Annotated in this window: 28 protein-coding genes; 26 read left to right on the top strand and 2 right to left on the bottom strand. The window is 51.2% G+C overall.

The window, feature by feature from the left end; all coding sequences use genetic code 11:
• Nucleotides 1-5: 5 nt before the first annotated feature.
• The 24 genes from fliH (at nt 6) to BZJ19_RS00965 (ending at nt 22,841) form a co-directional block, all read left to right on the top strand.
• Entirely contained in the window at nt 6-995 is a 990-nt protein-coding gene (gene fliH / locus BZJ19_RS01080; protein WP_077674308.1) for a flagellar assembly protein FliH, read from the top strand.
• Nucleotides 992-2,311, top strand: coding sequence for a flagellar protein export ATPase FliI (fliI, locus tag BZJ19_RS01075; RefSeq protein WP_077479278.1), 1,320 nt, complete (start codon nt 992-994; stop codon nt 2,309-2,311). The genes fliH and fliI overlap by 4 nt, the downstream gene beginning before the upstream one ends.
• 3 nt (nt 2,312-2,314) lie before the next feature.
• Nucleotides 2,315-2,764, top strand: a complete 450-nt coding sequence (fliJ, locus tag BZJ19_RS01070) for a flagellar export protein FliJ (RefSeq protein ID WP_077479277.1) — start codon at nt 2,315-2,317, stop codon at nt 2,762-2,764.
• Between the two features lie 94 nt (nt 2,765-2,858).
• On the top strand, nt 2,859-4,466 hold the full coding sequence (locus BZJ19_RS01065) for a flagellar hook-length control protein FliK (protein WP_077674307.1): 1,608 nt from the start codon (nt 2,859-2,861) through the stop codon (nt 4,464-4,466).
• Nucleotides 4,467-4,498: 32 nt separating this feature from the next.
• Nucleotides 4,499-4,990 (top strand): flagellar basal body-associated protein FliL, encoded by a 492-nt coding sequence (fliL, locus tag BZJ19_RS01060; protein ID WP_077479275.1) that lies wholly within the window; start codon nt 4,499-4,501, stop codon nt 4,988-4,990.
• 8 nt (nt 4,991-4,998) lie between these two features.
• Nucleotides 4,999-6,084, top strand: a complete 1,086-nt coding sequence (gene fliM / locus BZJ19_RS01055; protein ID WP_077674306.1) for a flagellar motor switch protein FliM — start codon at nt 4,999-5,001, stop codon at nt 6,082-6,084.
• 16 nt (nt 6,085-6,100) lie between these two features.
• Nucleotides 6,101-6,499 carry a flagellar motor switch protein FliN gene (gene fliN, locus BZJ19_RS01050; RefSeq protein WP_069587145.1) on the top strand — a complete coding sequence of 133 codons (399 nt, stop codon included), beginning with the start codon at nt 6,101-6,103 and terminating at the stop codon, nt 6,497-6,499.
• 8 nt (nt 6,500-6,507) lie between these two features.
• Complete coding sequence (gene fliO / locus BZJ19_RS01045) at nt 6,508-6,891, top strand: flagellar biosynthetic protein FliO (protein WP_077674305.1); 384 nt, start codon at nt 6,508-6,510, stop codon at nt 6,889-6,891.
• Nucleotides 6,888-7,727, top strand: a complete 840-nt coding sequence (gene fliP, locus BZJ19_RS01040; RefSeq protein ID WP_077674304.1) for a flagellar type III secretion system pore protein FliP — start codon at nt 6,888-6,890, stop codon at nt 7,725-7,727. The genes fliO and fliP overlap by 4 nt, the downstream gene beginning before the upstream one ends.
• 11 nt (nt 7,728-7,738) lie before the next feature.
• Complete coding sequence (gene fliQ / locus BZJ19_RS01035) at nt 7,739-8,008, top strand: flagellar biosynthesis protein FliQ (protein ID WP_069587148.1); 270 nt, start codon at nt 7,739-7,741, stop codon at nt 8,006-8,008.
• Between the two features lie 9 nt (nt 8,009-8,017).
• Entirely contained in the window at nt 8,018-8,806 is a 789-nt protein-coding gene (gene fliR / locus BZJ19_RS01030) for a flagellar biosynthetic protein FliR (RefSeq protein WP_069587151.1), read from the top strand.
• Nucleotides 8,806-9,942 carry a flagellar biosynthesis protein FlhB gene (flhB, locus tag BZJ19_RS01025; RefSeq protein ID WP_077674303.1) on the top strand — a complete coding sequence of 379 codons (1,137 nt, stop codon included), beginning with the start codon at nt 8,806-8,808 and terminating at the stop codon, nt 9,940-9,942. The genes fliR and flhB overlap by 1 nt, the downstream gene beginning before the upstream one ends.
• Before the next feature lie 166 nt (nt 9,943-10,108).
• A complete protein-coding gene (gene flhA, locus BZJ19_RS01020; protein ID WP_077674302.1) occupies nt 10,109-12,214 on the top strand; it encodes a flagellar biosynthesis protein FlhA in 2,106 nt (701 codons plus the stop codon).
• 26 nt (nt 12,215-12,240) lie between these two features.
• Nucleotides 12,241-13,788, top strand: coding sequence for a flagellar biosynthesis GTPase FlhF (gene flhF, locus BZJ19_RS01015; RefSeq protein WP_077674301.1), 1,548 nt, complete (start codon nt 12,241-12,243; stop codon nt 13,786-13,788).
• Nucleotides 13,781-14,668: a MinD/ParA family protein gene (locus tag BZJ19_RS01010; RefSeq protein WP_069587159.1), complete on the top strand. Its 888-nt coding sequence runs from the start codon at nt 13,781-13,783 to the stop codon at nt 14,666-14,668. Before flhF ends, BZJ19_RS01010 begins: the two co-directional genes overlap by 8 nt.
• Complete coding sequence (locus BZJ19_RS01005) at nt 14,661-15,386, top strand: RNA polymerase sigma factor FliA (RefSeq protein ID WP_077479269.1); 726 nt, start codon at nt 14,661-14,663, stop codon at nt 15,384-15,386. Before BZJ19_RS01010 ends, BZJ19_RS01005 begins: the two co-directional genes overlap by 8 nt.
• 55 nt (nt 15,387-15,441) lie before the next feature.
• On the top strand, nt 15,442-15,810 hold the full coding sequence (cheY, locus tag BZJ19_RS01000) for a chemotaxis response regulator CheY (RefSeq protein WP_069587163.1): 369 nt from the start codon (nt 15,442-15,444) through the stop codon (nt 15,808-15,810).
• A gap of 30 nt (nt 15,811-15,840) precedes the next feature.
• A complete protein-coding gene (locus tag BZJ19_RS00995; RefSeq protein ID WP_077674300.1) occupies nt 15,841-16,566 on the top strand; it encodes a protein phosphatase CheZ in 726 nt (241 codons plus the stop codon).
• Nucleotides 16,567-16,575: 9 nt separating this feature from the next.
• Nucleotides 16,576-18,780 carry a chemotaxis protein CheA gene (locus BZJ19_RS00990; protein WP_077674299.1) on the top strand — a complete coding sequence of 735 codons (2,205 nt, stop codon included), beginning with the start codon at nt 16,576-16,578 and terminating at the stop codon, nt 18,778-18,780.
• An 18-nt stretch (nt 18,781-18,798) separates the two neighbouring features.
• Nucleotides 18,799-19,932 (top strand): protein-glutamate methylesterase/protein-glutamine glutaminase, encoded by a 1,134-nt coding sequence (locus BZJ19_RS00985; protein ID WP_077674298.1) that lies wholly within the window; start codon nt 18,799-18,801, stop codon nt 19,930-19,932.
• 10 nt (nt 19,933-19,942) lie between these two features.
• The gene (locus tag BZJ19_RS00980) at nt 19,943-20,725 is read left to right on the top strand and encodes a ParA family protein (protein WP_069587171.1); all 783 of its coding nucleotides are present in this window, start codon (nt 19,943-19,945) and stop codon (nt 20,723-20,725) included.
• The gene (locus tag BZJ19_RS00975; RefSeq protein ID WP_077674297.1) at nt 20,712-21,884 is read left to right on the top strand and encodes a chemotaxis protein CheW; all 1,173 of its coding nucleotides are present in this window, start codon (nt 20,712-20,714) and stop codon (nt 21,882-21,884) included. Before BZJ19_RS00980 ends, BZJ19_RS00975 begins: the two co-directional genes overlap by 14 nt.
• A gap of 34 nt (nt 21,885-21,918) precedes the next feature.
• Entirely contained in the window at nt 21,919-22,407 is a 489-nt protein-coding gene (locus BZJ19_RS00970; protein ID WP_069587175.1) for a chemotaxis protein CheW, read from the top strand.
• Entirely contained in the window at nt 22,407-22,841 is a 435-nt protein-coding gene (locus BZJ19_RS00965; RefSeq protein WP_077479263.1) for a DUF2802 domain-containing protein, read from the top strand. The genes BZJ19_RS00970 and BZJ19_RS00965 overlap by 1 nt, the downstream gene beginning before the upstream one ends.
• Here BZJ19_RS00965 and BZJ19_RS00960 read toward each other — a convergent pair whose 3' ends face one another.
• Together BZJ19_RS00960 and BZJ19_RS00955 are read right to left on the bottom strand one after the other, a co-directional pair.
• Nucleotides 22,842-23,138 (bottom strand): EscU/YscU/HrcU family type III secretion system export apparatus switch protein, encoded by a 297-nt coding sequence (locus BZJ19_RS00960; RefSeq protein ID WP_077674296.1) that lies wholly within the window; start codon nt 23,136-23,138, stop codon nt 22,842-22,844. It abuts the gene before it with no gap.
• Nucleotides 23,135-23,941, bottom strand: coding sequence for a flagellar hook-length control protein FliK (locus BZJ19_RS00955; protein WP_077674295.1), 807 nt, complete (start codon nt 23,939-23,941; stop codon nt 23,135-23,137). The genes BZJ19_RS00960 and BZJ19_RS00955 overlap by 4 nt, the downstream gene beginning before the upstream one ends.
• Before the next feature lie 121 nt (nt 23,942-24,062).
• Here BZJ19_RS00955 and ccmA point away from each other — a divergent pair, with 121 nt between their 5' ends.
• Complete coding sequence (ccmA, locus tag BZJ19_RS00950; RefSeq protein ID WP_077674294.1) at nt 24,063-24,683, top strand: cytochrome c biogenesis heme-transporting ATPase CcmA; 621 nt, start codon at nt 24,063-24,065, stop codon at nt 24,681-24,683.
• The gene (gene ccmB, locus BZJ19_RS00945; RefSeq protein WP_069587183.1) at nt 24,680-25,348 is read left to right on the top strand and encodes a heme exporter protein CcmB; all 669 of its coding nucleotides are present in this window, start codon (nt 24,680-24,682) and stop codon (nt 25,346-25,348) included. The genes ccmA and ccmB overlap by 4 nt, the downstream gene beginning before the upstream one ends.
• Nucleotides 25,349-25,365 lie beyond the last annotated feature (17 nt).

The following is a 25,365-nucleotide window of genomic DNA, read 5'->3' as shown; positions in this document are numbered from 1 at the left end:
AAATCATGAGCCTAGATAAGCGTCGTGGCTACATTCGTGCTGACGAGGCACAGACTGAAACCATTGACCGTTGGGAATTGCCTCCTTACGGCGACAAGCAGTCTTTACCCAAAGAAACCGCACTCAACTATGATCCGAGTTGGGAGCCGGAGCCCGAACCGGAACCAGAAGAGTCGGAGCTGGCGCCTGAACCCTTAACCGCGGACGCGCTCGAAGCGATTCGTCAACAAGGCTACGATGAGGGCCATGAAGAGGGCAAGCAGCTTGGTCATCGTGAGGGGTTAGAAGCGGGTCTTGAAGAGGGGCGCGAGAAAGGCCACGAAGAAGGTAAAAAAGCAGGCTTTGACGAAGGTGTCGCCGCTGGGCAAGCCCTGATCGAGGAGCGCTGCCAGCATCTAGATAGAATTTTAAATCAGCTCACGCACCCGCTCGAAAAGGTCAATGAAGATGTCGAACAGCAGTTGCTAGTGATGGTGCAAGCGTTGACCAAATCTCTGATTGGCGTCGAAGTGCAGACCAATCCGCACGTGATCTTACAAACCTTACGCGCCGCCATCGAGGCACTGCCGATTGCTGATCACCCCGTTACTGTCTCCCTACACCCAGATGATCACGCGGTAGTCAGTGAGGCGTACGGGCCAGATACCCTTGCCGCGCGCGATTGGACGTTACAATCCGAGCCAGCACTGTCTCGCGGCGATGTGCACGTAAAAGCGAAAGACTCGGTGGTGGATTACCGTCTTGCCGAGCGTGTGGACACCTTGTTACGAGAGTTTCATGGTAAAAACCAAGCGCGCCCGTCGGACGCTGCGCACCAACAAACGGATCCTGTGACAGAATCTGAGCAAACCATACGTGATCTCGCGCAACAGGAAGCGGACGCGCCGCAAGAGCATGCGTCGTCAGAGCTCGATTCTCAAGCTAGCTCACAGGATGAGCAAGCACCTTCGGCTGAGCAAAACGCATCAGTGGATCAGGACAAAGGTGAGTCATGAGTGCATTGGCAGAGCGACTCAAGCACTGGCAAGTTGACAATCTCGCCCCAAAACCCGTCGCATCGGGGAAATTGGTCCGTATGGTGGGATTGACACTTGAGGCCATTGGCTGTCGCGCGCCGATTGGCTCTGTCTGCTCGGTCGATACCCTTAATGGCACTATTGAGGCCGAAGTGGTTGGTTTCGCCGGTGAGCTACTTTATCTGATGCCCAATGAGCAAGTGTCTGGTGTGCTTCCTGGTGCACGTGTGACGCCGCTGGCAGAGCGAGGTCATTTGGCGGTGGGGATGGAATTACTCGGCCGAGTGATCGACGGTATGGGCAACCCTTTGGATGGAAAGGGCGATATCTATACTGATAAGCGTGCCAGCTTAGAAGGGACGCCAATCAACCCCTTGGCGCGCCAGCCGATTCGTGAACCTTTGGATGTCGGCATTAAGGCGATTAATGGCCTTTTAACCGTCGGCAAAGGGCAACGTATCGGCTTGTTTGCAGGCTCGGGGGTAGGTAAGTCTGTCACGCTTGGCATGATGACACGAGGCACGACCGCACAAGTGGTTGTGGTGGGGCTCATTGGCGAGCGTGGTCGCGAAGTCAAAGAGTTTATTGACGATATCCTCGGAGAGGAAGGACGCGCGCGTGCCGTGGTGGTTGCAGCCCCTGCCGATGCGTCACCACTGATGCGCCTCAAAGGGTGCCAAACTGCGTTGACCATTGCCGAATACTTTCGCGATCTAGGGCTCGATGTGCTCTTGTTAATGGACTCTTTGACTCGTTTTGCGCAAGCGCAGCGTGAAATTGCTTTATCGGTTGGTGAGCCACCGGCCACCAAAGGGTATCCGCCGTCGGTTTTTGCGCGTTTGCCTTCGTTGGTTGAACGTGCCGGTAATGGCGCGGTTGGGCAAGGTTCGATTACGGCGTTTTTCACTGTACTCACTGAAGGCGATGACTTACAAGATCCGATTGCAGATGCAGCCCGCGCCATTCTTGACGGGCATATCGTGTTATCGCGCGAGTTGGCTGACAGTGGGCATTATCCTGCGATTGATGTTGAGCGTTCGGTCAGCCGTGTGATGCCAAACATCACCAGTGAAGAGCAAATTCTGATGTCTAAAGCGGTACGGCAAGTGTTGTCCGTTTGCCGAAAAAATCAAGACTTGGTCTCGATTGGCGCGTACAAGCCAGGCTCAGATGCAGCGGTTGACCAAGCATTTAGTATTAAGCCGCGATTGGATGGGTATTTGCAACAAGGCATGAAAGAAGTGGTCCCCTTTGATATGTGCGTCAACATGTTACGCTCAACCTTGCAGGGGTAATCGATGGCTGATCATGCACTGACACTGCTGTTGGATAAAGCCCAAGAGGATGAAAAGCAGGCGCAGCTTGCCGTTGTCGCGGCGCAGCAATCTTTGGATAATTATTATCGCCAGCTTGAGCAAATCGAGCAGTACCGCTTGGAGTATTGTCGGCAAATGAGTGATCGCGGCCAGCAAGGCTTATCGGCCAGTGCATTTGGCCACTTAAACAAATTCATTGTCCAGTTGGATGAAACCTTGGCAAAACAGAGAGATGCAGAGCATCAGTTTAAAGAGCATCTCGATAACTGCCAACAAACCTGGCAGCAAGCGCGGCAGTATCGGCAATCGATAGAGTGGCTAATTGAAAAGCGTGAACGTGAGCAAGCGGAGCGAGAACGCTATCAAGAGCAGCGACAAATGGATGAAATGGCAGCGATTATTGCCCGTCGTCGTCCTTCCCCCTTCTCTTAATCTCATAATGGCACGATAATTGCTTTGTCATTACCACGACGAGCGAGTATTCGCCTCGCGAACAGGTGATTTACACGGTAATGATGAGAGACCTATGACGCAGTCTAACCTGACGCTTTCTAATTTATCTGCCAACATCGCGCCAACGCCAAGCGAAGGTCAGCCTTTAGCTGGACAAGCTAAAGCGTCGCCAGAAGCGGGCTTTCTAGCGACATTACGGCAAACGCTTCAACAAGATGGCGCGGAGGGCGAGTTGCCCATTGAGCTGATGGCGGATGGCAAAACCTTACTGGTTGATGGCCAAATGATCGATGCAGAGGCAATGCTGGCAGATGGCATGTTCAGTGAAGCAGAAATGGCCCAAATTGCCGATATGACCGCGATGGAGGAAGGGGAAGCTCTGCTTGCACGCTTGAATCAAGCTGCCGCGACGCTGAATGGCAAAGATTTGCCTGTCAAAGCGGGTAGTGAATCACTGCTCAATGCTGACAACATGACAGGCGCCGACAAAGAGGCGTCAAATGACAAAGCGTTAGCATCATTGCAGAAACAGATGCACGAGCATGCCCAAGCGCAAAAGGTCTCGCGAGAAGCACTATTAGAGACGTTGTCACGGCAGCTGCCTGATGATGTCGATCCAGAACAGGCGCTGGCGCAATTGTCGCCCGACCAGTTAGCGGCACTGGTAGCGCAAGTGAGAGCGAATCAACAGGCGCGCAGCGGGATCAGTCTCAGCAGTGACGAACAAGGGGTGGCATCTGCACAGCCAGACAAAGCGATGAAGCTCGCGTCGGCATCGATCCCTTGGGCTGAGGCCAAAGCCGGCGCAGATGAAACTGAAAAAAAGGGTAAAGAGTCGGTTGTGGCTAAAGATATCGCCGCAGCGTTGGCTGCGCGTTCGACAGACAATCTGGACAAGCAGCGTCAAGCTAACCAAGCGACTTATCAATTGCATGCCGGTGACGGGGAGAGCAACAGTAAAGCCTCTTCATCGTTGACCGCCCAATTAGGACAGGCGGGCGCGAATGCGCTAGCCAGTCAGCAGGCGCAAGCGGCAGGGTTGAGCAAAGCTGCGGTAAAAGCCATGACTGAGAAGGCGGCAAACGCGGATAAAGCAGCGGGAGTGGATGGTAGTGGGTCGACACGCTCCGATACGCTGATGCAGCAGTTAGCGACTAGCTTAGGAACGTCATCGGCGCAAGCACATACTGCGCGTCAAGATATGCAAGCGGCACAAAATGCTCAAGCCCCCTTACCCATGGGACAATCGCCTGCAGAAGCGGGCGCGGCACTCAGTGAGCGCGTTAATGTAATGCTGTCGAAAAATTTGAAACAGGTTGATATTCGCCTTGATCCACCTGAATTAGGCCGGATGCAAATTAAGCTGGGTATCAACAATGACCAAGCGACTGTGCACATTACCGTCGCGAACCATCAAGCACGCGATCTCGTCGAACAAGCGATGCCGCGTTTGCGTGAAATGTTACAGCAGCAAGGGCTACAATTAGCCCAAGGCTCGGTCCAACAGCAAGACAGTGGTGCCCAACAAATGGCATCGGGTCAGCAGCAACAAAGCGGCGCAGGCCAATCGAGTGGGGCTGCATCCGGGATGTCGGGGCTCGATGACGGTGTTGACGAGGTATTAACCAGCCAAACCATACAGGTTTCACATAGCGATAGAGCCGTTGACTATTACGCTTGATGTGGGTGTAAAGATGAGGAGCACGAATAACGATGGCCGATGATAACAATCCAGAAGCGCCTGAAGGTGGAAAGAAAAAGCTGATCATCATTATTGCTGCAGCTGTGTTGCTGCTGTTAGTGGCCGGTGGTGCAGCGTTTTTCTTCTTATCTGGAGGAGATGACAGCCAAGACGATATTGTGCTTGAAGAGCAAGCAATGTCACTGCCAGCGATTTATGTCACCTTACCGCGCCCGTTTGTGTTCAATGTGACGGGCGACGAGCAGCAACGTCTCGTTCAAGTTAAGGCTCAGCTGCTGGTGCGAGGCAATGAAATGGAAGCGCTTGCCAAAGAAAATTTGCCCTTGGTGGAGCACGCGCTGTTGAATACCTTTGGGGCGGCAACCGCTGAGCAATTGCGTACACCGCAAGGCCAACTCGAAGTGAGGCGGCAAGCGGCCGAGAATGTACGTGCGGCCTTGATTAAAGTCACCGGTGAACCTGTGGTAGAACGGGTCCTGTTTACCGGTTTTGTGATGCAATAGGTGATGACGTGACCGACCTACTCAGCCAAGACGAAATTGATGCGCTCCTTCACGGTGTTGATGACGTCGAAGAGGATGATAACGAGCCCGAAGCCGGCGAAGGTGGTGCGGTAGGGTTTGATTTCTCTTCGCAAGACCGTATTGTGCGCGGTCGCATGCCGACGCTTGAACTTATCAATGAGCGCTTTGCGCGTCACATGCGCATTAGTTTGTTTAACATGCTGCGTAAAACCGCCGAAGTATCGATTAACGGCGTGCAGATGATGAAATTTGGCGAGTACCAAAACACGCTCTATGTCCCGACGAGCTTAAACATGGTGCGTTTCCGGCCATTAAAAGGGACCGGGCTTATCACCATGGAAGCACGATTAGTCTTCATCTTGGTGGAAAACTTCTTTGGTGGTGACGGGCGTTTTCATGCTCGGATTGAAGGGCGTGAATTCACTCCAACCGAGCGACGAGTGATCCAAATGCTGCTCAAGCTCGTGTTTGAAGATTACAAAGACGCGTGGGCACCGGTGATGGAAGTGGCCTTTGAATACCTCGATTCAGAGGTAAACCCGGCGATGGCCAACATTGTTAGCCCAACAGAAGTAATTGTGGTGAGCTCGTTCCATATCGAGCTTGACGGCGGCGGTGGTGATTGCCACATGGTTATGCCGTACTCCATGCTAGAGCCGATTCGGGAGTTGCTAGATGCGGGTGTCCAAAGTGACAAAATGGACACGGATGTACGCTGGAGTAAAGCGTTACGCGATGAAATCTTGGACGTCAATGTCGAGCTCAGTGCCAAGCTGTTAGATACAACGCTGTCATTACGCGATTTGATGGAGTTGCAAAAAGGGGACGTGATCCCTGTCGATATGCCAGACGCGTGTACTGTCTTTATTGAAGATTTGCCGACCTATCGTGCCAAAATGGGTCAGTCTAACGATAAGCTAGCACTCAAAATTGTTGAAAAATTGAAACGGCCAGATATGGCTAAATCAGATATTTCACTGCTTCAGGACAAGCCAGAATTGCTTGACGACTTAGAAGAAGATTTACCGATTGATGGTAAAGGTGGCAGTGATACCAGTAATCAAAACCATTAAACAGGGGTGAGACGTCATGGATCAAAATGATGTAGATGATGATTGGGCTGCCGCCCTGGCCGAACAGTCAGAAGTGGAAGGTTCTGATGAAGTGCAAGCGGCACCATTGGAAGAGCTGACGGACGACAGTGAACAGAAAATTGGCCCAGAAGAGCAACGCAAGCTGGATGCCATTCTCGATATCCCTGTGACCATATCGATGGAAGTCGGGCGCACACAAATAAATATTCGTAACCTGCTGCAATTAAACCAAGGCTCTGTGGTCGAGCTAGATCGATTGGCAGGGGAGTCGCTTGATGTACTGGTGAATGGCACCTTAATTGCGCATGGCGAAGTGGTTGTGGTGAACGACAAGTTTGGTATTCGTTTGACGGATGTGATCAGCCAGACTGAGCGAATTAAGAAGTTACGATAAGGAAAATCATGCGTCGGCTTTTGGGAGGCTTGTTATTTGCGCCGCTGCCTGTATGGGCCGCGGCGCCTGATATTAGTATCGCGACCATGTTGGTATCACTGACATTGGTGCTTGCGCTTATTTTTGCTCTGGCGTGGTTGTTGAGACGATTAAAATTGCCTGGTATGGCTGGGCAAGCTAATGGCATTCGTATCATCAGCCAACTGGCCGTTGGGCAAAAAGAGCGTATTCTAGTGGTCGATATCAACGGCGAGCAGCTCGTGATCGGCGTGACAGCCACCAACATTCGGTTGCTAAAAGCGCTGGATTCGCCTATGCCGACGTCGTCAAATGCGCCGGCACCGAACTCCCGGTTTGCTGAGCAACTTGGCCAACTGTTGAATCGAAAATGACTATCAAAACGTTACTTGCGGCTTGGCTTTTTGTGTGGGTGTCACTGTTTTCACCTGCCACATTTGCCCAACAAGAAGCAACGCCAGCACAAGAAACCATTACCACCGAATCGATTGATGAGGCCGGTGAGGCGGTGCGACTGCAGACAAGTCGCAACACCGGGGGCGGGATCCCTGCCGTGACGATGCGCGTCAATCCTGATGGCAGTGAAGACTACTCGGTGACATTGCAGATCCTCGCTCTGATGACTGCGCTGGGCTTTTTGCCCGCCATCGTGATCTTGATGACGTCATTCACTCGAATTGTGGTGGTGATGGCGATTTTGCGGCAGGCTATGGGACTACAGCAAACGCCGTCAAACCAAGTCATCATCGGGATCGCTTTGTTCTTGACGCTGTTTATTATGTCTCCGGTGATCGATCGCATGAACACGGACGCCATTCAACCCTACATCAATGAGCAAATAACGGCACGAGACGCATTCGACCGCGTGCAAGTGCCGTTGCGTGAGTTTATGTTGCGGCAGACACGTGTTAAAGATCTTGAGACCTTTGTGAACATGTCGGGAGCGCAAGTTAGTGCGCCAGAGCAAGTCCCGATGACAGTACTCATCCCTGCATTTGTTACCTCAGAGCTGAAAACGGCTTTCCAAATTGGCTTTATGCTATTTCTGCCGTTTTTGGTGATTGATTTGGTGGTGGCCTCTGTCTTGATGGCAATGGGTATGATGATGCTCTCGCCGATGATCGTCTCCTTGCCATTTAAGCTGATGTTATTTGTCTTGGTTGATGGGTGGAACCTCATTCTTTCTACCTTAGCGGGTAGTTTTGGCTAAAGGAGGCAATGATGGCCCCGGAAGCATTTGTTGAACTATTTCAAGATGCCTTGTATTTGGTGCTACTGCTGGTGTCGGCGATTGTGGTACCGGGTTTGTTGGTCGGCTTGATTGTGGCGATTTTCCAAGCGGCGACTTCAATCAACGAGCAAACACTGAGCTTTTTACCGCGTTTGATCGCCACCTTTGTGGCCTTGATGTTTTTCGGCCATTGGATGACGCGTATGTTGATGGAGTACTTCTACCGCTTGGTGGAAGAGATCCCGACCCTGCTTTACTAGGGCGATATCATGGAATATCCCGCCTCTGTTATCTTGTCGTGGATGGCCAATTATTTTTGGCCGTTCACTCGCATCTCCTCGATGATGATGGCGATGACGTTTTTTGGCGCACGCTTTGTGCCAGTGCGCATTCGCTTATATCTATCGCTGGCGATTACCTTTGCGGTGATGCCAGCACTCCCTGCGGTGCCAGAAGAGATTGAATTGGTGTCCTTTGCGGGATTTGTGGTGTTGGCTCAGCAAATCGTGATTGGCGTTGCCATGGGGATGGTCACGCAATTTATTACCCAAACCTTTGTGGTATTGGGACAAATCCTCGGTATGCAATCCAGTTTGGGTTTTGCCTCTATGGTGGACCCCGCCAATGGTCAAAACACTCCCTTACTCGGGCAATTCTATTTGTTCTTGGCAGTCATGCTCTTTCTTGCCACTGATGGGCATTTGCAGATGCTTAATTTAGTGGTTATGAGTTTTAAAACGCTCCCCATTGGCGAGATGATTGGTGCAGCGGATTACCGCAGTCTCGCAGATTGGTTTGGTACCATGTTTCAAGTCGCGTTGAGCATGTCATTGGCGGGCATTATCGCGCTCTTGATTGTAAACCTGTCGTTCGGGGTCATGACACGCGCCGCTCCCCAACTAAATATTTTTTCTCTTGGCTTTGCATTTGCATTGTTGATGGGCTTGCTGATCAGTTGGTATTTACTGTTCGGTATTTTGACGCATTACGATAACCACTGGCAGACTGGGCTTAACCAAGTTTGCTCTTTGATTCGCATTAACTGTGAGCCTAACTGATGGCAGAGAGTGACGGCCAAGAAAGAACAGAAGACGCCACACCCCGAAGGCGGGAGCAGGCGCGGGAGAAAGGCCAAGTACCGCGCTCAAGAGAACTGGCATCCGTCGCTGTCCTTGTGCTGGGAGCAGTGAGTTTGATGTGGTTTGGGCAATCGCTCGGGGAAGCGTTAATGGCATTAATGACGCGGCTCTTCACGTTGTCGCGCGCAGAAGTGTTTGATACCTCTGAGTTAATGCTGGTCGTGGTTGGCGAGCTATTACACCTTATCCTCCCGCTTGGACTGGTGCTGTTGCTGCTGTTCTTTTCCGGCCTCGCGGGGTCGGCAGGTCTTGGTGGGATCAGCTTCTCGTGGGAAGCGGCGCGCCCTAAGTTATCCAAAATGAGCCCCATCGCTGGGGTGAAAAGGATGTTTGGCACCCAAGGGTTGGTCGAACTATTAAAATCGATTCTTAAAGTCTTGCTGGTTGGGGGCGTGGCAAGTTACTTGGTGTATATCAACCTCCAAGAGTTCTTTGAACTGACAATTGAAACCTTCCCGCAAAACCTCTATCACGCGATGGATATTCTGCTTAACTTCGTGTTGTTGGTATGTTGCTCACTCTTAATTGTGGTTGCGATTGATGTGCCGTTTCAGATATGGCAGCACAATGAGCAGCTAAAAATGACCAAACAAGAAGTGAAAGACGAGTACAAAGAAACCGAAGGTCGCCCAGAAGTCAAAGGTCGAATTCGTATGCTGCAGCGTGAAATGGCGCAACGACGAATGATGGCAGAAGTGCCTCAAGCCGATGTCGTGGTGACTAACCCCGAGCACTACTCGGTTGCACTTCGGTATAACAGTGACATGGATAGCGCCCCAGTGGTGGTCGCGAAAGGCTCTGACTTCACGGCATTGAAAATTCGTGAAATTGCCGCTGAGCATGATGTAGCGATTGTCCCCGCACCGCCGTTAGCGAGAGCGCTGTACTTTAGCACTGAGCTTGAACAACAAATTCCAGACGGTTTGTTTACGGCGGTTGCACAGGTACTGGCGTATGTTTTCCAGCTCAAGCAGTACAAAAAAGGCCGGGGCCGCCGACCGACGCGTCCAGAAGACGCTTATTTGCCGATTCCGCCAGATTTGCGCCACGACTAGCACGCCTGTGTCCTTTGGACTGCGTGTTTTTGTCTGAGAAGTGACAAAATGCTGACACTTTAGAGGTTGTTTGTTGGCGCAAATATTGCTTTCTCCACTTCCTCTTATGTTTGACGAGCGCGTCGCTTTCTCCGCCGTTCACCTATCATGGATTTGAGCTTGTAACATGCTAAAAGCCAAGTGGCAGCTGCCATTCTCAGACAAAGTTCCTTACCACCGCTTGCGTGCGATGCCCGCGGTTGGGGCACCTATTCTTGTGCTAGCCACTCTTGCGATGGTGGTATTGCCCGTTCCACCCATGCTGTTGGACTTGATGTTCTCGTTCAACATTGCCTTGTCGCTGGTGGTTTTGCTCGTCACGATTTATACCCGCCGTCCACTTGATTTTGCCGCGTTTCCCACGGTGTTGTTGATAGCGACCTTATTACGCTTGGCGTTGAACGTTGCATCGACTCGGGTGGTGTTGCTCTATGGCCATGAAGGACCGGATGCCGCGGGTCAGGTGATCGGGGCGTTTGGTTCGGTGGTGATCGGAGGCAACTATGCCGTCGGTCTGGTGGTGTTCCTTATCCTGATGATCATCAACTTTATGGTGGTGACCAAAGGTGCCGGACGAATTTCGGAAGTGAGTGCCCGCTTTACCTTGGATGCCTTGCCCGGTAAGCAAATGGCCATTGATGCAGACTTAAACGCTGGGCTTATCGATCAAGAACAAGCGCGGACGCGTCGTCAAGAAGTGACCAAAGAAGCGGACTTCTACGGCTCTATGGATGGTGCGTCTAAGTTCGTTAAAGGGGATGCGATCGCAGGTATCCTGATCCTGTTAATTAACATCGTCGGTGGCCTGTCTATAGGGATGGGACAGCACGATCTCCCGTTCTCTGATGCGATTGAAGTCTATACCTTGCTGACCATTGGTGACGGCTTGGTGGCACAAATCCCGTCACTCTTGCTGTCAATTGGTGCCGCCATTATGGTGACGCGTCAAAATACTGATGAAGACATGGGGCAGCAAGTTGTCTTCCAATTGTTTGATAACCCGCGCGCGCTGATGATTGCTACCGGTATTCTTACCGTGATGGGTATTGTGCCGGGTATGCCTCACATCCCATTCCTGCTGTTAGCGATTATTTGTGGTGGCTTGGCCTATTGGAAATACCAGCAGTATCACAAAGCACAACAAAAAGCAGATGAGCCTGAGCAGCCAGAGACGGCTCCTATCACACCGAAAGAGTTGTCGTGGGATGATGTGCAACCTGTGGATGTGATTGGTCTAGAAGTGGGTTATCGCCTAATCCCCATGGTGGATAGAGATCAAGGCGGTGAACTGCTTGACCGCGTCAAAGGCGTGCGTAAAAAACTCTCTCAAGACTTTGGATTCCTCATTCCGCCGGTGCATATTCGCGATAATTTGGAGTTACCGCCGCATAACTACCGGATAACCTTGATGGGCGTCGCGGTAGGCGAAGCGGAAGTCCGTCYAGAGCATGAACTTGCTATTAATCCAGGACAAGTGTTTGGCCCTATTGAAGGCGAACCGACGCAAGATCCTGCATTTGGACTCGAAGCGGTTTGGATTGAGCCGAGCCAACGCGAGCACGCTCAGGCGTTAGGATATACGGTGGTCGACTCTGCCACCGTATTGGCGACCCATCTGAGTCAAATGCTGACCAATAACGCCGAGCGTTTATTGGGTCACGAAGAGGCGCAAAATCTTGTCGACATGCTGGGTAAACAAGTACCGCGTTTGGTGGAAGGGCTGATCCCTGACCAAATCCCACTAAGTGTATTGGTGAAGGTATTGCAAAACTTGCTCAGTGAGGCGATTCCTATTCGAGATATCCGCACTATCGTGCAGACCATGGCCGAGTACGCTGGAAAGAGTCAAGATCCCGACATTCTCACCGCAGCGGTTCGGATTGCACTGCGTCGACTGATCGTGCAGGAAATCAATGGTATTGCACCAGAACTGCCAGTCATTACGTTAGTGCCTGAGCTGGAACAGATGTTGCATAAAACCATGCAGGCCTCCGGTGGTGAGTCGACAGGCATTGAGCCTGGGTTAGCAGAACGCCTGCAATCATCATTAGCCGAGGCAACGCAGCAGCAAGAGCTGCAAGGTGAGCCCGCCGTGTTGCTAACGTCGGGCGTGCTTCGAGCGACCTTAGCGAAATTTGTGAAGAACACCATTCCGACGCTACGAGTCTTGTCATATCAAGAAGTGCCGGATGAGAAACAAATTCGTATCGTCAATGCGGTCGGTAATAATTAATACCGTTTTTTGAGTAGGGCAGAGCTTTGAAAATCAAACGTTTTTTTGCTAAAGACATGCGTACTGCACTTGGCCAAGTCAAAGAAGAGCTGGGTGCGGATGCGGTGATCATGTCTAACAAAAAAGTGACTGGTGGTGTGGAAATTGTTGCTGCCGTCGATGCCGATACAGATCCTGTTCCTGCCAAGCCGCAGCCACAGGCTCATGCACAAGAGCAGGCGGCGCAGGCATACTCAAATGCACACCGCCAGCTCGCGGATGACAAGGTCCAATTGCGCCAACGTCAACAAGCGGCGCCGCGCAATCATCGACCGCCTCGTTTTTCGGCCATGCTCGATGAATATCGAGATAAATCAGGTCCAGCAGACAGTGCCCCACAAAACGAAGCCGACTCCCTGTCTGCGTTGTTGCAACGACAACAAAAACAGTCATCTAGCCCCGACCCTCAACGTCATTCGAATTCGAGAGAACCTGAGCGGCCTTCGGCGCTTGGGCGAGGTTATGAACCTCGTCGAGAATTGAAGAGCAATGGTCGTGGCAGTTGGCAAGATGCAGGGCGCCAGCATCAACAGCCGGGTAGCAAGCCTAAACTGGATCCTTCCCGGTTCGAAGCGCGTCCATCGCAATCGTCCAATGAAGAGATTGAAGCGATGCGCCAAGAAATGGCTTCCATTCGTAGCTTGCTCGAGCATCAGCTCTCAGGCTTGATGTGGCAAGAGGTTGAACGTAGAGAACCGCTGCGTGCCATGCTGATTAAACGCTTGGAGCGCATGGGGTTATCGTCTGACTTATCGGATCAGCTCGCGTGTTATATCCCAGAAGACACGCCCCCCACTGAAGCGTGGCAGGCGCTGCTTGATTTGGTCGCTGACCAAATCATCACCGTGGATGAAAACATGCTTGAAACAGGCGGTGTGATTGCGCTTTTGGGCCCCACCGGAGTGGGAAAAACCACCACGATCGCCAAGCTTGCTGCCCGTGCAGCCATGGACTTTGGCCCTGAAGAAATCGCATTAGTTACCACAGATACGTTTCGTATCGGGGCGCATGAACAACTTGCGACCTATGGGCGTATTCTTGGCTGTCCGGTCAAGGTGGCTAAAGATGCCGATGAACTGGCCGACATCCTTTATCAACTGCGTCATAGACGTTTGATATTGCTTGATACTGCCGGTATGGGTCAGCGCGATCTGCGCCTTTCAGAGCAGCTCGATACATTAATGCAAAACAGTGGTTCGCATATTCGCAGCTTGCTGGTTTTGCCTGCGACGTCCCAACGTCGCGTATTACAAGAAACCATTGAACATTTTCGTCGTATTCCTTTGTCCGGCTGTGTGCTGACAAAGCTGGACGAATCTCTAAGCCTCGGTGAGCTGTTGTGTGTCACCATCGAAAATGCCCTGCCTGTTGCTTACTTAGCTGACGGGCAACGTGTGCCGGAAGATATCCGCCAAGCGACAGGACACTTCTTAGTGTCAAAAGCCAGCGAAATGCTGGAATCAGGCGCGGATCAGCACAATCACTTCTGGAGCAGTGATGTCCCAGAGTCGAATGGGGCGGACTTTTATGATTGAGACAACCATGCAAGATCAAGCAAGCGGCCTTCGCCGTCTAACCAACCCCTCACGGACCAAAGTCATCACAGTGACTGGCGGTAAAGGTGGTGTGGGGAAAACAAATGTCACCCTAGGAATGGCGGCCTCTATGGCGCGCCAAGGCAAAAAAGTCATGGTGCTTGATGCCGACCTTGGCTTGGCGAATGTCGATGTGTTGCTCGGATTGCGAGCAGGTAAGAACTTGTCTCACGTGCTTCAAGGTGTTTGTGACCTGAAAGACATCATCATTGAAGGGCCGCACGGTATGAAAATTGTGCCAGCATCGTCTGGAATGCAAGGCATGACCGAGCTAACACCCGCGCAACATGCTGGTTTGATTCGCGCTTTTGGTACACTCGAGGAAGAGGTTGATGTACTCTTAGTAGATACCGCTGCGGGGATCTCTGATATGGTACTGAGCTTTTCGCGTGCAGCGCAGGATGTGGTGGTCGTGGTATGCGATGAGCCCACGTCAATCACTGATGCCTATGCTCTGATCAAGATTTTAAGCCGTGAACATGGCGTGAATCGCTTTAAAATCGTAGCAAATATGGTCAGAAGCTACCGTGAAGGGCGAGATTTGTTCACAAAATTAACGCGAGTCACTGAAAGGTTTCTAAATGCTAATCTAGAATTAGTGGCATGTGTTCCTGTGGATGAAAGAGTGAGGCAAGCAGTGAGAAAACAGAAAGTTGTTATCGACGCATTTCCTCGCTCGCCAGCGTCACTTGCTTTAAACGCTCTGGCGAATAAAGCACTGACGTGGCCAGTACCGCGTAACCCTGGTGGTCATCTGGAGTTTTTTGTTGAGCGTTTGCTGATCAAAAATGATGACGCAGGAGAGTTAATTCGTGAATAAAGCGCTCACCTATAGTCGCACGGGTGATAATGGCCAAGGGGTACTCGAACGATACTCAAGCTTGGTCAAACGGATAGCGCACCACTTAATGGGGCGCTTGCCGCCGAGTGTACAAGTCGAAGATTTAATTCAAGCAGGCATGATAGGTTTGCTTGAAGCGCAGCAAAATTATGATCCGAGTAAGGGCGCAAGTTTTGAAACCTATGCCGGTATTCGGATTCGCGGTGCTATGCTGGATGATATGCGCCGTGGTGACTGGGTGCCACGCTCGGTCCACAAAGCAAGCAGGACAATCAGTGATGCGATTGCCTCACTGGAAAAGGAATTAGGCCGTGATCCCACGGATGTAGAAGTGGCACAACGGCTTGATATGAGCCTAGATCAGTATCATCAGGCACTGAATGACGTCAATTGTGGCCGATTAATCGGTATGGACGACTTAGGTGTCTCCGAAGATGCATTTACAACCGACAGTCATCGCAACGACAATCTTCCCTTTCAGGATGTTGCGGAGGATAATTTCAAGGCGGCATTGGCCGCGGCGATAAAAAGTCTTCCCGAAAGAGAAGCACTGGTGCTATCTCTTTATTATGATGAGGAATTAAACCTCAAGGAGATAGGGGCAGTGATTGGGGTGAGTGAATCCCGGGTCTGTCAGATTCAGAGTCAGGCCACGCAACGATTGAGAGCCAAGCTTTCCGCTTGGCATAGTGAGTAAGTAACAGTTTCGACAATAAAACGAGACCTCACCGGAGGCAACCTTGGATAAAAACATGAAAATTCTCGTTGTTGATGATTTTTCAACAATGCGCCGTATCGTAAAGAATCTTCTTCGTGACTTAGGTTTCAACAATACCGTTGAAGCGGATGACGGCTTAACAGCGCTGCCAATCCTCAAAAAGGGCGGTATTGATTTTGTCGTGACCGATTGGAATATGCCTGGGATGCAGGGGATCGATTTGCTCAAAGAGATCCGAAAGGATGACTCGCTGAAGCATCTCCCTGTACTGATGATCACTGCCGAAGCGAAGCGTGAGCAGATTGTTGAAGCTGCGCAAGCAGGCGTGAACGGTTATATCGTAAAACCTTTTACTGCTGCCACACTAAAAGAGAAGCTCGATAAAATTTTCGAGCGCATGTAATTAGCAAGCGCACAGTAAAAGGTAATCGTCATGATCAATCTGGACCAAGCGAAACAATTGGTCGCGTATCTTGAGAGTGGAGAGCAAGATAACGCTAATGCGCTTCTCGCTGATATCGCGAAAGAGGCGCGAGACCCGCTTTTTAAGGAAGTGGGAAAACTCACCCGCCAATTACACGACTCTATCTCCAACTTTCGCTTGGATCCCAGAATTGGTGATTTGGCGACTGTCGATATTCCTGATGCTCGCGATCGCCTCACCTATGTGATGGAGAAAACCGAGCTTGCGGCCAACCGCACCATGGATGCGGTTGAACGTACCATGCCTATTGCCAGTGAGTTGCAAGATAATTTGCAAGCGGTTAGGCCGAATTGGAACAGCTTGATGCGGGGTGAAATCGCCCTGGATGAGTTTAAAAGCCTTTGCCACAACATCGACGAGTTGTTGACCCAGGTGGAAGGCGGAGCGACAGAGCTTCACGGTCATTTGACCGATATTTTGATGGCTCAAGATTTCCAAGATCTCACCGGCCAAGTGATTCGACGTGTTATCGAACTTGTGCAAGAAGTCGAACAACAACTCGTCGAAATTCTGACAGCATTCGGCATGGAAAGTGACGAGACTGCGGGAGAAGCGCTGTCTCAACAAGAAGACGCCGTTGCGCCGGAAGGACCGATTATTCATCCTGAAGAGCGTGATGATGTGGTCCACAGCCAGGATGATGTCGATGACTTATTATCGAGTTTGGGTTTTTAGAGGTGCGCTATGAGCTTTGAAATGGATGAAGAAATCCTTCAGGACTTTTTGATTGAAGCGGGAGAAATCCTCGAACAGCTGTCTGAACAGCTGGTCGATTTGGAGCGTGCCCCTGATGATTCAGACTTGCTGAATGCCATCTTCCGTGGCTTCCACACCGTAAAAGGTGGGGCGGGATTTTTGGGCCTTAATGCGCTAGTTGACACGTGTCACGGTGCGGAAAATGTCTTTGATACGCTGCGTAACCATGGCCGTGAATTGACTTCAGACGTCATGGACACCATTTTGCAAGCGCTGGATACCATCAACGATCAGTTCTCGGCAGTTCAAAGTAGTGAAGAGCCGACGGCGGCCTCGCCTGAGTTGCTAGAAGCGCTACATCGCTATGCGAAACCTGCCAGTGCAGACGAGCAAGCTGCTGAGCCTGAACCTGAGCCAGAACCCGAACCAACGCCTGAGCCAGAACCTGAGCCTACCCCAGAACCGGAAGCTTCAGCATCGGGTGATGATGCGATAAGTGGCGATTCAGTGGATGAGATCACTCAAGATGAATTTGATCGCTTACTCGATCAACTGCATGGCGAAGGGAAAGCGCCAACAGCAGGCGGTGGCGATAGTCAAGATAAGCCCGATGTGGTTGCAGATACTGAGGCCGACAGCGGTGATATCACCGATGACGAATTCGAGAAACTGCTAGACGATTTACACGGTGCGGGTAAAGGCCCCGCGGCAAATAGCAACGACACACCGGAGCAGTCCGCTCCTGAAAAAGCGCCTGCGAGTGGCGGTGGTGATGAATTCATCGATGATGATGAGTTCGAAAAACTGCTCGATGATTTACATGGGAAAGGCAAAGGGCCTGCAGTGGGCGATACGCCGCCAGCAGCGGCAAAAGCAGAAGCGCCTAAAGCCGAACCTAAACCTGAGCCCAAGCCAGAACCCAAAAAAGCGGAACCCGCTAAACCCAGTGCGCCTGCTAAGGCGGGAGCCGGCAATAAAGCCCCGGCTGCGCCAGAAAAAGCACCTGAGAAAAAGCCGCCAGCTGCTCCACAGCAGGAGCAGACAGTTCGCGTTAATACCTCAACACTTGATGCCATCATGAACATGGTGGGCGAATTGGTTCTGGTGCGTAACCGCTTGGTGAGTTTAGGGCAAAGTAGCAATGATGAAAGCATGTCTAAAGCGGTTACTAACCTTGATGTGGTAACCGCCGATCTTCAAGGCGCGGTAATGAAAACGCGTATGCAGCCAATCAAAAAAGTATTTGGTCGTTTTCCACGCGTGGTACGTGATTTGGCGCGCAGCTTGAAGAAAGAAATCGTCCTTGAGATGAAAGGCGAAGAAACCGACTTGGATAAAAACCTTGTTGAGGCACTGGCCGACCCCATGGTCCACTTGGTGCGTAACTCGGTTGACCACGGCATTGAAATGCCTGACGTGCGTGAAAAGGCGGGTAAGCCACGAGTGGGTACCATCACCCTTAAAGCGTCTCAAGAAGGTGACCATATCCTGCTGACTATCGAAGACGATGGTGGCGGTATGGATGCTGAAAAACTGAAAGGTATCGCTGTCGATCGTGGTGTCCTAGATGCGGATGCTGCAGCACGACTGACTAACAGCGAAGCCTATAACTTAATCTTTGCGCCCGGTTTTTCGACTAAAACCGAGATCTCTGACATTTCAGGGCGTGGCGTCGGCATGGATGTGGTGAAAACGGGGATTACTAAGCTTAATGGCTCGATTAATATCGACTCTGAGCTTGGACGTGGCACCATTATTGAGATTAAAGTGCCACTGACGCTAGCTATTCTACCTACCTTGATGGTTGGTATTGGCGACAACCCGTTTGCTTTCCCTCTGTCTAACGTGAGTGAGATCATTAGCTTAGATATGTCACGCACCAATACGGTAGATGGACAACTAACACTCATTGTGCGGGACAAAGCGATTCCACTGTTCTTCTTACAAGACTGGTTGTGCAAAGGTCAGTCAGATATCGATAAAACCAAGGGACATGTGGTGATTGTGCAAATTGCCCATCAACGCATTGCGTTTGTAGTGGACACCTTGTTCGGTCAAGAAGAAGTGGTCATTAAGCCGCTAGATGAACTTCTACAAGGGACTCCCGGTATGGCTGGGGCAACCATCACCAGTGATGGACATATTGCTCTTATCCTCGATGTGCCCAACCTGCTTAAACATTACGCGGGTTAATTTGAGAAAAGGAAGCGCATGGCAGTGAAAGTTCTGGTGGTGGATGACTCAAGTTTCTTCCGCCGCCGAGTCAGCGAGATTATAAACGGCGACCCTAGGCTGGAAGTGATTGATACCGCGGTGAATGGCAAAGAAGCGGTAGAGAAGGTTGCTCAGCTCAAACCTGACGTCGTGACCATGGATATTGAGATGCCTGTTCTGGATGGTATCTCAGCGGTGCGTCAGATCATGGCACAGACTCCAACGCCGATATTGATGTTTTCATCGCTGACTCATGAAGGCGCAAAAGCCACTCTTGATGCGCTCGAAGCCGGGGCCTTGGACTTCTTACCCAAGAAATTTGAGGATATCGCACGTAATCGTGATGAAGCGACCAGCTTGCTTCAACAACGCGTCCTCGAAATTGCACGCAAGCGCTCTTTCTTGCGTCGTCCTAGCAAACCAGCACCGAGTGCGACAACAGGGCAAACTGCCTCACCAGCGGGTGGCGCACGTGCGCCAGTCCGTCCTGCGGCTCCAAACGCAGCCCCTGCGGCAAAGTCAAAGGCGCCCGCGCGATTTACCTCAAGTGGTAAGCGTTATCAGCTCGTGGCGATCGGCACATCGACGGGTGGGCCCGTAGCTCTGCAAAAAGTGTTGACCAAGCTCCCCGCCAACTTTCCATTACCGATTGTGCTGATTCAACATATGCCGGCAACATTTACGGCAGCGTTTGCACAGCGTTTGAACGGGTTGAGTCAGATTACAGTCACGGAAGCCAAAGATGGTGATGCATTAAAACCGGGCCATGCTTACTTGGCGCCGGGTGGCATGCAGATGATGGTAGATGGCCGGCCGGGCGCAGCGCGCTTGAAAATTTTAGATGGCGGTGAGCGCATGAACTACAAGCCCTGTGTCGATGTCACCTTTGGCTCGGCGGCCAAAGTCTATGGTGACAAGGTCCTTTCGATGGTGTTGACAGGCATGGGGGCAGATGGCCGAGAAGGCGCACGAATGCTGAAGAGCGCAGGCTCCACCATTTGGGCACAAGACGAAGAAAGCTGTGTCGTTTACGGTATGCCTCAAGCGGTGGCTAAAGCGGGTATTTCATCGGAGGATTTACCGCTCGATCGTATCGCAGAGCGTATTCTGGTTGAGCTGAATTTAAAATAAGGAGTGGGGCTTGATAGTCTGGAGTATCGCCAACCAAAAAGGCGGTGTCGGTAAGACAACCACCACAGTGACACTGGCCGGTTTAATTAGCGAACGTAAAAAGCGCGTTCTGCTGGTGGACACGGACCCGCACGCCTCCTTGTCGACCTATCTAAACTTTGACTCTGAGCAGCTGCCTGCGAGCTTATTCGATCTTTTTCAGCTGCAAACCGTGAATAAAGAAACGGTGAAGCCACTGATTGTTCGCACCCAGTTCGACAACATGGACTTGATTCCCGCACATATGTCCCTTGCGACACTAGACCGAGTGATGGGCAATCGCGGCGGAATGGGGTTAGTGCTTAAAAAGGCGCTCGATTCACTGGCTGATGAGTACGATTATGTCCTCATTGATTGCCCGCCTATACTGGGGGTAATGATGGTGAATGCATTGGCAGCGAGTCACCGTGTGTTGATCCCAGTACAAACAGAATTTTTGGCAATGAAAGGGTTAGAGCGTATGATGCGCACCCTGCAGATCATGCAGAAGTCGCGAACCTCTAATTTTAACTTAACGATCATACCGACCATGTATGACAAGCGAACTCGCGCATCGTTAGAAACATTGCAAGAGCTTAAAGTGCGTTATAGCGATCAGGTTTGGGCATCGGCGGTGCCCATCGACACCAAATTCCGCGATGCGAGCCTAAAACATATGCCTGCGTCGTTTTATGCAAAAAATTGCCGTGGCGTTTTTGCCTACAAGACACTGTTAACGTATTTGGAGCGACTGGAGCAGGATGAACAAGCATAATGCCCTATCCAGTGGTCAGGCGCTCGATGATTACTTTGAAGCCTTACTGGATGACTTAGACGAGACCCCAGAACCTCAGCAAGATACTGTTGCTGAGGATAGCGTACGTCAGTCAGACAGTGAGTCAAGCCGGCAGAAAACGGCGACGCCACTTGACCCAGATTATCAGCTCGAGCCTCAGCCCAAGCTTGCCCCTGATGAGACCGACGTTGAGCCAGTGGCATTTGCTGAACCAGAGCGCGATCTCGCTGAAGTTGAGCGCTTGCTTGCGCAACTGAAAGTAGATGAAGAAGCCGAGCTGGCGCAAGCCGAAGCGGAGGTTGAACCTCAAGTAGAAACAGCGCCTGAAACAGATATCTCTGATGTGGATACGGTGGCTGAGGCCGATCTCGAGGTTGCCACTGACACAGACATTGAGAGCGACATAGAGGTTTCAACGGAGACGTTGCTGGATGAGCCTATCGTTGAAACCGAGGTGACCGAAGAGGTTGCGGTTGAAACAGAGCAGGCGCTCGATCTTGATGCTGAGATAATGACTGAGCCCCAGACCGATCTGGAGGCGGATGTCGCCACTGATACGGAGCTTGAGACTGAGGTAGATCTTGAAACCGAGGTGGAAATCGAGCAAACAGTCGACGTCGACTCAGCAGTGGAGCCTGATACCCAAGCCGGAGAGGATTTACCGCCAACCCAATGGGAAAATGTGGAAACCGCCTCTGAGTTTCAGGTGTTATTTTTTGAGAGTATGGGCGTGACCTATGCGGTGCCGCTCGCTGAGTTAGGCGGGATCCACCAATTGGGAGATTGCAATCACTTGATCGGCCGTCCTGATTGGTATCTGGGTTTACAGACAGAAAAACACCAACAGCTTGATGTGGTCGATACCGCCCGTTGGGTGATGCCAGAAAAACTGGCAGATAATAGCCACAGAGATGACTATAATTACATAGTATTACTGGGTGATAGCAAGTGGGGACTGGCCTGTAATCGCTTGTTGGGCACTCAGGCATTAAGTGGTAAAGCAATTCGCTGGCGCAAGCAAGCCGGAAAGCGGCCTTGGTTGGCGGGTATGGTCAAAGAAAAAATGTGTGCCCTGATCCATGTTCAAGCATTTATTGCTATGTTAAATCAGGGGATTGACGCCAAAGCGATGGCGTAATGATAAATTGCACAGCGCGTAAAGAGGAAAATCAATGTCTCAGGTAGCTGAAGTTCAAAAAGAAGGCGTCAATGACGAGGTATTGCAGTGGGTCACTTTTCAGCTCGAAGAAGAGACCTACGGCATTAACGTCATGCAGGTGCGAGAAGTGTTGCGCTACACCGAAATTGCTCCTGTTCCTGGCGCACCTGACTACGTGTTAGGGATTATCAATCTGCGTGGTAACGTGGTAACCGTCATCGACACACGCTCTCGATTTGGCCTGATGCCGGGCGAAGTCACCGACAATACCCGTGTGATCGTGATTGAAGCGGAAACACAAGTGATTGGTATCATGGTCGACAGTGTCGCTGAGGTGGTGTACCTGAAAACCTCAGAAATTGACACTACACCAAGTGTCGGTACAGAAGAAAGCGCCAAATTTATCCAAGGTGTGAGCAATCGCAATGGCGACTTGCTGATCCTCGTTGATCTCAATAAATTGTTGACCGACGAAGAGTGGAATGAAATGGCAATGCTGTAATGGTTGCGCTGTTATTGACTTGGTTACCTGTCGCAGTGACGGTGGTATTTGCCATCGTCGCTTTGTGGCGTTTGCGGATTGAGCGACGCGCCAGAGAGCGACTTGAAAACAAGTTGCAGGCCATGGAAACGGTATTGAAAAGTGCGCGTCAGCGCCACGACAGTCTAGCTAAGCAGTTCAATGAGCTGCGTGCGGGCAGCATGGGCATGGGACAAAAACTGGCAGACATTGCTACGAATGTTGACGAGTTACTGGAAAAGCAGGTGGAAATTGAAATGCAAGATCCGGGCAGTCGTTTGTACAGTCGTGCCAGCAAAATGGTTGATCTCGGTGCCGATCTCGATGAGCTAATGCATGAGTGTGATTTGCCCAAAGCTGAGGCTGAATTGCTGCTCAATCTACGCAAACGCCAAGCGGCTAATCAACAACGTTAACTAGACTTTGGTGTTGACGGGCTTATGTCCCTGCCATCCGGGTGGGGTTTTTCCTTCTAATACCCAAGCATAGGCAATCAATTCTGCAACCACGCGGTACAAACTGGGTGGAATGGCCTCGCCAACCTCTAGGCGCTCTAGCCATTTAAGCAAATTCTCATCTTTGTGGATCAAACAGCCTTGGTCGGATAGTGCCTCAATGAGGGCATCTGCCAATTCATTGATCGCCTTTGCTTTGACGCTGGGCGCCTGATAACCGTCATACCCTAGCGCAATGGCTCGTTTTGTTTTCTTCATGAYCACACCTTTATCGATAAGCCTGCACGACGCGTATCTTGCTCGGGCGGTTGGCTGTCATGGTGAGGATTGATGGCGATGTCGAGCGGGATGTGTTGCGAAGCCAAACGTTCTTCTAGCCAAGGAAATGTTGCTTGTAGTCGTTGTTTTAGCGCGTCCGTCGGCGCCGTTAGCAATAAACTTCCTCCCTTTTCCTCAAGGCTTACGTCTGCGCGGACATACTGCTTACCCACTGGCAGATATAAACGTATCTGCCACTGTTGCTTCTCTGGCTTAGCCTTTGTTTGTGACTGACGCCGTTTAACATGTACCCGCACCGGAGGCTTCTCTGGATCGGCGAATGGCAACACCCATTGCCACTCGCCACTCCGTGCAGACTCTGAGACGCGCTGTTCGGCCATCAGACGCAATACGCCGAGTAAGGGACTCGGGTCTTCGCCACGATTTAGCCATTGACGCAATAGGGTTGTTAATGGTTTGTCAGCAGGGCGATGTGTCAGCCATTGCATCAGTGTCTCAGGGTCGAGAGGCTGATGGCTTTTGCTACCGGGTAGTGTCCACAGCGCCAGTAACGACTGCATCATGGTTTGAGTGGCAGGGGGCTGATTTTTTATCGCATTTAATACCGCAGGGAAGAGATGAAGTTGTGCCAGTGTGTCAGATAGCGGTGTCGAGCTGCCCGGCGTTAACAGGGTAAATTGGGCATGGGCAAGTAAAGAGGCGTCAAGTTTTTGGCCAAGCACGGCTGTCGACATTGGCGGTTTTAACACCAATTGTTGAGGGTTCGTTGTTCCGATCTTCATGGTTTCTCACAATTATTTACGCGAGTCACACTTTGCAACCCTGTGGTAACTAACAGTCATTTTGACCAATGTGGTACTATGCGTCCAATTTTGTAACACAAAGCAGGATGCAACATTTGTCATGTTGGAAGTGAAACAGCTTTGCTGTGTTCGTGATGACCGAGTGTTGTTTGATGCGCTGACATTCTCTCTTTCTCCCGGCGACCTTGTACAAATTGAAGGCCCAAATGGGGCGGGTAAAACCACCTTGTTACGGATTATCGCGGGGCTGGGACTCGCAGATAGTGGAGAAGTCTGTTGGCAGCAACAGGCGATTACCCAGCAAAGAGATGAATTTTATCGGCACTTACTGTTCTTGGGGCACACCACAGGGGTTAAGCGCGAACTCACCGCGTTCGAAAACCTCTCGTATTACATGAAAATGCATGGCCGAGACGACCAAGCGGCTATCTGGCAAGCGCTCGCCAAAGTCGGCTTAGCGGGACGAGAAGATATTCCTGCCGCACAGTTGTCTGCGGGCCAAAACCGCCGTATTGCGCTTGCGCGTCTTTGGTTGAGCAGCCACCGTAACCTGTGGGTGCTCGATGAACCGCTAACCGCGATCGATAAGCAAGGAGTGCAGGTTCTCGAGTCGGTATTTGAGCGTCATGTCGAGCAAGGCGGGATGGTGCTTTTTACCACTCACCAAGATATGTTTGTCGGCCACCCTTTACTGCAACGTATCCGTCTGGGGGCCCAATGATCAATGCGATGTGGCTGATTATCCGCCGAGAATTGAAAGTGGCCTTCCGACAACCATCGGATAGCTTAAATCCGCTGTGGTTCTTTATCATAGTGATCACTCTTTTCCCTCTTGGCGTGGGGCCAGGTGCAAATTTGTTACAGGAGATTGCGCCGGGGGTGATTTGGGTTGCGGCGCTGCTGTCAGCCTTGCTATCTCTAGAGCGTCTTTTTCGTGATGACTATCTTGATGGCTCGCTTGAACAAATGATGCTGATGCCGGTGCCGTTGCCTCTGGTGGTGATGGCAAAGGTAATCGCACACTGGTTATTGACGGGGCTACCGCTGTTGGTAGTCAGTCCACTATTGGCGTTATTGCTGTCTTTGGACTGGAACAGTTACCAAGCTGTCGTGATGACTCTGCTGTTAGGGACCCCAACCCTAAGTTTTGTTGGGGCGATAGGTGTAGCGTTAACGGTTGGATTACGTAAAGGCGGCGTGCTGCTGAGCCTATTGATCCTACCTTTGTACATTCCAGTACTGATTTTCGCGACATCTGCCATCGATATGGCAAGTTTTGGTGCCAACATTAGTGGGCAGTTGGCTATTCTCGGTGCTTTGCTCGCGGGATCCGTGACCCTAGCACCCTTTGCTATCGCCGCAGCATTGCGTGTGAGCGTGAATTAATAATTAATCAGGAAGTA

Origin of the sequence: Salinivibrio proteolyticus (assembly GCF_001996165.1) — a bacterium.
Taxonomy (GTDB): Bacteria; Pseudomonadota; Gammaproteobacteria; order Enterobacterales; family Vibrionaceae; genus Salinivibrio; species Salinivibrio proteolyticus.
This window is presented reverse-complemented; position numbering and strand designations above follow the sequence as displayed.

Coding starts and splice junctions, on each gene's coding strand:
- fliH (WP_077674308.1), top strand. CDS start 6: ATGAGCCTAGATAAGCGTCGTGGCTACATTCGTGCTGACGAGGCACAG.
- fliI (WP_077479278.1), top strand. CDS start 992: ATGAGTGCATTGGCAGAGCGACTCAAGCACTGGCAAGTTGACAATCTC.
- fliJ (WP_077479277.1), top strand. CDS start 2,315: ATGGCTGATCATGCACTGACACTGCTGTTGGATAAAGCCCAAGAGGAT.
- BZJ19_RS01065 (WP_077674307.1), top strand. CDS start 2,859: ATGACGCAGTCTAACCTGACGCTTTCTAATTTATCTGCCAACATCGCG.
- fliL (WP_077479275.1), top strand. CDS start 4,499: ATGGCCGATGATAACAATCCAGAAGCGCCTGAAGGTGGAAAGAAAAAG.
- fliN (WP_069587145.1), top strand. CDS start 6,101: ATGGATCAAAATGATGTAGATGATGATTGGGCTGCCGCCCTGGCCGAA.
- fliO (WP_077674305.1), top strand. CDS start 6,508: ATGCGTCGGCTTTTGGGAGGCTTGTTATTTGCGCCGCTGCCTGTATGG.
- fliP (WP_077674304.1), top strand. CDS start 6,888: ATGACTATCAAAACGTTACTTGCGGCTTGGCTTTTTGTGTGGGTGTCA.
- fliQ (WP_069587148.1), top strand. CDS start 7,739: ATGGCCCCGGAAGCATTTGTTGAACTATTTCAAGATGCCTTGTATTTG.
- fliR (WP_069587151.1), top strand. CDS start 8,018: ATGGAATATCCCGCCTCTGTTATCTTGTCGTGGATGGCCAATTATTTT.
- flhB (WP_077674303.1), top strand. CDS start 8,806: ATGGCAGAGAGTGACGGCCAAGAAAGAACAGAAGACGCCACACCCCGA.
- BZJ19_RS01010 (WP_069587159.1), top strand. CDS start 13,781: ATGATTGAGACAACCATGCAAGATCAAGCAAGCGGCCTTCGCCGTCTA.
- cheY (WP_069587163.1), top strand. CDS start 15,442: ATGAAAATTCTCGTTGTTGATGATTTTTCAACAATGCGCCGTATCGTA.
- BZJ19_RS00995 (WP_077674300.1), top strand. CDS start 15,841: ATGATCAATCTGGACCAAGCGAAACAATTGGTCGCGTATCTTGAGAGT.
- BZJ19_RS00990 (WP_077674299.1), top strand. CDS start 16,576: ATGAGCTTTGAAATGGATGAAGAAATCCTTCAGGACTTTTTGATTGAA.
- BZJ19_RS00985 (WP_077674298.1), top strand. CDS start 18,799: ATGGCAGTGAAAGTTCTGGTGGTGGATGACTCAAGTTTCTTCCGCCGC.
- BZJ19_RS00975 (WP_077674297.1), top strand. CDS start 20,712: ATGAACAAGCATAATGCCCTATCCAGTGGTCAGGCGCTCGATGATTAC.
- BZJ19_RS00970 (WP_069587175.1), top strand. CDS start 21,919: ATGTCTCAGGTAGCTGAAGTTCAAAAAGAAGGCGTCAATGACGAGGTA.
- BZJ19_RS00965 (WP_077479263.1), top strand. CDS start 22,407: ATGGTTGCGCTGTTATTGACTTGGTTACCTGTCGCAGTGACGGTGGTA.
- BZJ19_RS00960 (WP_077674296.1), bottom strand. CDS start 23,138: ATGAAGAAAACAAAACGAGCCATTGCGCTAGGGTATGACGGTTATCAG.
- ccmA (WP_077674294.1), top strand. CDS start 24,063: ATGTTGGAAGTGAAACAGCTTTGCTGTGTTCGTGATGACCGAGTGTTG.
- ccmB (WP_069587183.1), top strand. CDS start 24,680: ATGATCAATGCGATGTGGCTGATTATCCGCCGAGAATTGAAAGTGGCC.